This is a genomic window from Leifsonia sp. SIMBA_070 (assembly GCF_046534635.1).
Taxonomy (GTDB): Bacteria; Actinomycetota; Actinomycetes; order Actinomycetales; family Microbacteriaceae; genus Leifsonia.
The window spans coordinates 1-277 of sequence record NZ_JAWRYK010000204.1; the positions used below are offsets into that span (position 1 = coordinate 1).

Annotated in this window: 1 protein-coding gene; it reads right to left on the minus strand. The window is 54.2% G+C overall.

From position 1 onward, the window contains the following. Positions 1 to 277, minus strand: a 277-nt coding sequence (locus SB754_RS20030) for a hypothetical protein (protein WP_410784130.1), incomplete at both ends; no start/stop codon positions are given.

Below are 277 nucleotides of genomic sequence, written 5' to 3' on the forward strand. Positions count from 1 at the left end.
GTGTGACTGTGACTTGTGTAAATAAAGTGCTCTAGACCGAGGTCGAGCAGGGCGTCCTCGGCTTCTTCCAGCGCGATCATGTCATCGTCGCAGCCCTGGCCGATTTTTTGATCGACGTCGAAGATGACCAGAGACGAGCTTTGGATGCTTTCGTCGTTGCGGGTCGGAACGCGGAACGAGGCGGGGATAAAAGTGGATGCTCGGGATTTGTCAGTCAGTACCAGCGGAGCCTCGAACAGTGCCTCGAAGAGAGACTTAAACGAAGTCGCTTCTTTTG